Raw genomic sequence first — 6,573 nt, 5'->3', positions numbered from 1 at the left:
GTAGATATAGCCGATGAGCGCCAGCAACGCGACGCAATTGGCAATGAGCGTCGCGATCGCCGACCCCCCGATCCCGAGCGCGGGGATCGGGCCGAAGCCGCGGATCAGCAGCGGGTTCAGCGCGACGTCGATCACCGCGCCGAGCGCCATGAACTTCAGCGGCGTCAGCGAATCGCCCGTACCGCGCAGCGCCATCGTCAGCAGCACCGCCAGGAACCCCGGCGGCATCGCGACGAAGATCACCCGCAGATAGGCGAGCGCGAGCGGATAGACCTCCGCCGGCGTCGCCAGCAGCCGCAGGATCGCCGGCGCGACGAGCCAGCCGATAACGACCGTCAGGATGGAGATGATCGCGAACAACCCGAGCGACGTCCCGAGCACACGGCGAACCGCATCGATGTCGCGCCGCCCCATATTCTGGCCGATCAGGATCGTGGAGGCCATGCCGAACCCGAACACCGCAGCGACCAGCAGGAACATGATGATATTGGCGTTCGTCGTCGCCGCCAGCGCGCGCTCGCCGAGGAATTGACCGATCCACACCGCGTTGATCGACCCGTTGAGCGATTGCAGGATCGACGAGCCGAGCGTCGGGAGCGCGAAGGTCAGCAGGGTCTTGCCGATGGGGCCGGATGTCAGGTCGTGCTGGCCGGGTTTGCCGGGCGGTCGTGATGCCATCGTTCGTCGTCCCCGCCACATTTCGAAACCGTCACCCAGCGAAGGTGGGGTTTCGCGGTTATCGGGTATGCCATTCGCCCGGCATATCCAACCGCATTCCCTACCCTGCGATAAGCCCCACCCCGGCGAAGGCCGGGGCCCAGTCGCACCGGTTTTTCGTAACGAAGCACATCGCGCCGCCACGACCGCATAGCAACTGGGCCCCGGCCTTCGCCGGGGTGGGGAGAGGAGGTCACCCCAACCGCGCCTGCGCGGCCGACAACCGTTCCGCCTCCGCCGCCTTGTCGGCATGATCCGCCTTCGCCTTCTCCACCGCCTCGGGCTTCGCACGCTCGACGAAACTGGGGTTGTTCAGGCGACCGGCGAGCGCATCGCGCTCCTTCTCCGCCGTGGTGATCCCCTTGGTTAGCCGCGCGCGTTCGGCGTCGAGGTCGATGACGCCTTCAAGTGGCAACGCGTAAGTTGCACCGTCCGACACGATGTAAGCGGCAGTGCCGGCAAAGGCACCATCAGTGGGTACTGCTCTTGCGAGGCGCTTCAGCATGGCACCGCTCGTGCTAATCCGCAGGCCGACATCCGGCCCAAGCTCAACCACGTGCAACGCTAGTTGAGCCCCCGGCGGCACGTTCAGTTCGGTCCGCGCCGTCCGGATTTCGCCAACCAGTCGGATCAACCACTCGACTTCCGCACTCGCCTCGGGATCGATCGATCGCGCATCCGCCATCGGCCAGCGCGCCACGATCAGATCGTTCTCGCGCTCCCCCATCGCGTGCCAGAGCTCCTCCGTGATGAAGGGCATGAACGGGTGGAGCAGCACGAGAATCTGGTCCAGCACCCAACCTGCCACCGCCTTCGACTCCGCATCGATCTCCCCCCGCTCGCCATCCACCACCGGCGGCTTGATCAGCTCCAGATACCAGTCGCAGAACCGGCTCCAGACGAACTGGTAGATCGCGTTCGCCGCGCCGTCGAAGCGGTAATCGGCGAGCGCCAGGTCGACCGCCTGCACCGTGCGGATCGTCTCCGCCACGATCCACTTGTTGACCGCCAGCGTCGCGGGCGGTGCCTCCAGCGTCGTACTCGCGCCGATGCCGTTGGCCTGTGCGAAGCGTGCCGCGTTCCACAGCTTGGTCGCGAAGTTGCGATAGCCCTCGACGCGCTTCTCATCCATCTTGATGTCGCGGCCCTGGCTTTCCATCGCCGCCATGAAGAACCGGAGCGCATCCGCGCCGTAGCGATCGATCAGCCCAAGCGGATCGACGGTGTTGCCTTTCGACTTCGACATCTTCGAGCCATCGGCGGCGCGGACGAGACCGTGGAGATACAAGGTCTTGAACGGCACATCGCGCATGAAGTGCAACCCCTGCATCATCATGCGCGCATCCCAGAAGAACAGGATGTCGAAGCCGGAGACGAGGACGTCGTTCGGGTAGCGGCCGTCCAACAAGCCCCTCCCCTTCAGGGGAGGGGTTGGGGTGGGGGCCGCAAGCGGTGCGCTCGGTGAGACATCCCCCACCCCCGACCCCTCCCCTGAAGGGGAGGGGCTTGTCTCAGCAGCGGGCCAGCCGAGAGTCGCGAACGGCCAGAGCGCGGAGGAGAACCAGGTATCGAGGACATTATTTTCCCAGAATAGATGAACTTCCTGCAACCCCTCCCCCATGGCCCGGGCTTGTGCAAAAGCTGCCTCGTGGGCTTGATCGTGATGCTTTACCTCAAAACCTGGGTAGGCATCGCCGGCTTGCTCCAGCATCTCATCGCGCGTTTCGGCCACAAACGTAGTACCCGCCTCATAATAATTTACGTTTGCTCTACCGCGTAGTAAATAAAAGTCTGGTTCGCCATTTTCGTTGAGACGCGGTCCAAACAACGCCGGTATCCGGTGCCCCCACCACAGCTGCCGCGACACGCACCAGGGCTGGATATTCTCCATCCAGTTGAAGAACGTCTTCTCCCACGTTTTCGGCACGATGCGGATCGCGCCCGATCGCACCGCCTCGATCGCCGGTTTCGCCAGCGGCGCCGCGTCGACATACCATTGGTCGGTCAGCCACGGCTCGATCACCACGCCCGAGCGGTCGCCATAAGGCGTCTGGATCGTCCGATCCTCGACGCGCACCAACGCGCCCGCGTCCTCCAGCATCGCGACGATCCGCTTCCGCGCGTCGAACCGGTCGAGCCCGATCAACGCATCGGGCACGCCGCCGCACTGCACGATCGCCCCCTTGGCATCCAGCATGTTGAGCATCTCCGCGGCCTTGATCCCCGCGCGCTTGCCGACATCGAAATCGTTGAAGTCGTGCCCCGGCGTGATCTTCACCGCGCCCGATCCCAGCGCGGGATCGGCATGCTCGTCGGTCACGATCGGGATCAGCCGGCCGGTGATCGGCAGGCGCACCTGCTTGCCGACCAGCGCCGCGTAACGCTCGTCCGCAGGGTTTACCGCCACCGCCATGTCCGCCAGCATCGTCTCCGGCCGCGTCGTCGCGACCTCGATGAAGCCCGACCCGTCCGCCAGCGGGTAGCGCAAATGCCAGAACTGCCCCCGGACCTCGCGCGTCTCGACCTCCAGGTCGCTGATCGCGGTGCCCAGGCCCGGGTCCCAATTCACCAGCCGCTTGTCGCGGTACAGCAGCCCTTCGTTGTAGAGATCGACGAAGACCTTCAGCACCGCCTTGCTGAAGCCCTCGTCCATCGTGAAGCGTTCGTTCGCCCAGTCCATCGAACAGCCGAGCCGACGCAGCTGGCGGGTGATCTCGCCGCCGCTTTCCGCCTTCCAGTCCCACACTTTCGCGACGAAATCCTCGCGCGCGAAGTCAGTGCGCTTCTCGCCCTTCGCGGCCATCTGCCGCTCCACCACCATCTGCGTCGCGATTCCGGCGTGATCGGTGCCCACGACCCACAACGCGTCCTTACCCTTCAGCCGGGCATGGCGGACGAGGATATCCTGCAGCGTGTTGTCGAGCGCATGGCCGATGTGCAGCGCGCCGGTGACGTTGGGCGGCGGGTTGACGATCGTCCACGGCTCCGCGCCCGGCCGGTCGGGGTGGAACAGGCCCTGCTCCTCCCAATGCGCGTACCAGCGGCGTTCGATGTCGGCAGGGTCGAATGTCTTGGGAAGTTCCGTCATGCGCGTCGCCTTAGCGAGTGCGTCCGGGGGAGGCCAGCCTTGGGCGGTCACACTCTCGTTCCGCCGTTCCCCCGCGAAAGCGGGGGCCCAGGAGCCACAAGCGATGTCCTGTGTGCTCCCGGGCTCCCGCATTCGGGGGAGAACATCCTGGTATGTGGATCAAATCATCGCCCGCCTGGCGCGAAGCCCTACCCCGCCTGGTCGGTGATCTTCGCGATCTCGCGTGCCACCATCGCCTCGACCATCTCGGGCAGATGCGCGTCGAGCCAGTCGCTCAGCATCGGCCGGAGCATCCCACGCACCAGCCCTTCGAGCGTGCCGTCGCTGTCCGCCTCCGGCTTCACGATCAACCGGGACAACTGGTCGAGCGCACCGCGGCTGGCAGCGACGGCCTCGCGCGAGACGAGCGATTCGGACGCGGGCTTCGCGGCGGCGGCGGGGGCGGATTTCGCCGCGACAGGTTCGGGCTTCGCGATTGGCATCGGGTCGCTCAGTTCGAGGACATGATCGTCGGCATCCTCGTCGTCCGGAATGCGATCAGCGACGGGCTCGGCGCGCGGCGCGGGGATGCGCGACGGTCGGCGGGTGCGCCCCGGCGCGCCATCGCCCTCCTCGGCGATGATTCGTTTGATCGACGAGAGGATGTCCTCCATCGAAGGTTCGACGCTGATTTCCCCCATCGGCGGCACCGTTTCCGTCTCGCTTCGCCGGTCGGCCGTCAGTGGTGACCGGGCGTCCTGGCACCTGTCGTCAGCGGTGCGTTCTTGTCAACCGGCGGCGTATCGAATTCAGGATCGAGCGGTGCCGCGACGGTTGCGTCCTGCGCGGGCGTGTTGCGCGTCGTCGGCGCGACGCCTGTCGGTTCGCCATCCCCGCCGAAGTCGCCGAACCGGTTGCGGACGCGGTCATAGTTCTTGACCGGATCGTACAGCGATCCGCCGTCCAGCCCAAGGTCCTTCGCCTCCGCATCGCCCATCGCCGCCAGCAGCGCGAAGCCGGCGACATAGGCGTCGCGCCGCGCGGTGACGAGCGTCACCTCGCTGTTCAGCAGTTCCTGTTCGGCGTTCAGGATGTCGAGGATCGTCCGGCTGCCGACGCTGTTCTCGGCACGCACGCCCTCCAGCGACAATTTGTTCGCGGTGACCGCGGTGTCCGACGATGCGATGACCTGTTCGGACGATTGCCACACCGCATAGGCCGACCGCGTGGTCGCAATGACGCTGCGTTCGGTCGAGGTTTCGTTCTCGATCGACTGGCTGCGCAGCGCCTCCGCCTGGCGAACCTGCGCGGCGGGGCGGCCACCCTGGAAGATCGGGACCGTCAGCGCGACGCCCGCGGTCGCCGACGTGCCCGACTGCGCGACCTGCACGCCGGTGCCTGCGCCGAGCGATCCCAGGTAATTGTAATAGTTGCCGCCGACAACAACGCTTAGCTTGGGCAGCCGGCTCGACTTGGCGGTGGTGACGTCGAAGCGCGTGGCGTCGCGCTGCTTGGCGGCGGCCTGGAGCGTGGGATTATTGTTGAGTGCCTCGCCCACCGCCGCATTCGCCGATGCGGGCAGCTTGGGCAGCGCCGGCGGAGTCCGGAGATCGACCGGCGGCGAGCCGACGATGCGGATGTAATTCTCGCGACTGGTGATCAGCTGCGCCTCGGCGGACTGGAGCTGCCCATGCGCGAGCGCCAGCCGCGCCTCGGACTGGGCGACATCGGTCCGCGTCAGGTCTCCGACCTGGAACCGATCCTTGGTAGCCTGCAGGTTGACGTCGAGCACCTTCACGTTCTGGCGGTTGAGTCCGACGATCGCCTCGTCGCGGATCACATCCATGTACGCGCCGACGGTCGCGGAGAAGAGATCGGACTCGGTACCGCGCAGCGTGAAGCGCCCCGCCTCGACACGCGTCTCGGCCGCACGGATCGAACTGCGCACGCCGCCGCCCTGGTAGATCGGCACGCTCAGCTGCGTCGTGCCGGTCGCCTGGCGCTGGGGCGAGTTGAGGCTGTTGCTCTGCGCCGCCAGATCGGTGCTCGGCGCGAACAGATTGTTGTTGAAGCCGCCCGTTGCATTGACCGCCGGCAGTCCGGCGGAGCGCGCGATCGGCACGTTTTCGTCCAGTGCCCGCTGCGCCGCGCGCTGGCCGGTGATGGTCGGATTGGTCTGGTACGCCTTGACCAGAGCCTCGCGCAGCGTCTCGGCGGAGGCGGGCGCGGCGATGACGGAGCCTGCCAGCAGCAGGCCGATGATTCCCCCCCGGGCCATCGTCAGAACCGGAAGCCGGCAGGTCGGTCGAACCCGGGGAGGACGACGCAGTCGCAGTCGGCAAACGGCACCAATCCGAAGCCTCCGGCGCTGCGACGGCCCGCTGTCAGTCGAGTCATCCCGCGTTCGGACAGCCCCGTCGCGACCCGGCCGCCGGGACGGACCTGGTGAATGATCGCATCGGGAACATGCGCGATCGCGCCATCGACGATCAGCACGTCATAAGGCTGGCCGTCGGCCGCGCCCTCGGCCAGCGGTCCCTCGACAAGCGTGACGTTCAGCCGGCCGGCCAGTGCCTCCCGCGCCAGCACGCAAAGCGCGGGCAATGATTCGACCGCGACCACCGACGCCACGATTTCCGACAATATGGCGGCCGTATATCCTCCCGCCGCGCCGATCAGGAGCACGCGGTCGCCCGCCAGCAGATCCGCCGCATTCAACAGCCGCCCGGTCGCCATCGGCAGGTTCGCATGACGCCCCTCGCCCAACGGGATCGACGTGTCGCGATAGG

The 6,573-nt window shown here is 66.7% G+C and carries 5 protein-coding genes; all 5 read right to left on the bottom strand.

The genetic code is table 11. The features are described 5' to 3' along the window. On the bottom strand, positions 1 to 678 hold a 678-nt coding region (locus ACFE7D_RS13545; RefSeq protein WP_375395943.1), incomplete at its 3' end, for an MATE family efflux transporter. A gap of 232 nt (positions 679 to 910) precedes the next feature. After that, positions 911 to 3,805 (bottom strand): valine--tRNA ligase, encoded by a 2,895-nt coding sequence (locus tag ACFE7D_RS13540; RefSeq protein WP_375395942.1) that lies wholly within the window; start codon positions 3,803 to 3,805, stop codon positions 911 to 913. 188 nt (positions 3,806 to 3,993) lie between these two features. Next, positions 3,994 to 4,485: a DUF2497 domain-containing protein gene (locus ACFE7D_RS13535; RefSeq protein ID WP_375395941.1), complete on the bottom strand. Its 492-nt coding sequence runs from the start codon at positions 4,483 to 4,485 to the stop codon at positions 3,994 to 3,996. 38 nt (positions 4,486 to 4,523) lie between these two features. Then, on the bottom strand, positions 4,524 to 6,062 hold the full coding sequence (locus ACFE7D_RS13530) for a TolC family outer membrane protein (protein ID WP_375395940.1): 1,539 nt from the start codon (positions 6,060 to 6,062) through the stop codon (positions 4,524 to 4,526). A gap of 2 nt (positions 6,063 to 6,064) precedes the next feature. Further along, on the bottom strand, positions 6,065 to 6,573 hold a 509-nt coding region (locus tag ACFE7D_RS13525; RefSeq protein WP_375395939.1), incomplete at its 5' end, for a protein-L-isoaspartate O-methyltransferase.

Source organism: uncultured Sphingomonas sp. (assembly GCF_964244235.1).
Lineage (GTDB): Bacteria > Pseudomonadota > Alphaproteobacteria > Sphingomonadales > Sphingomonadaceae > Sphingomonas.
Note: the sequence above shows the minus strand (reverse complement) of the source record. Positions and strands in the feature narration are given on the sequence as shown.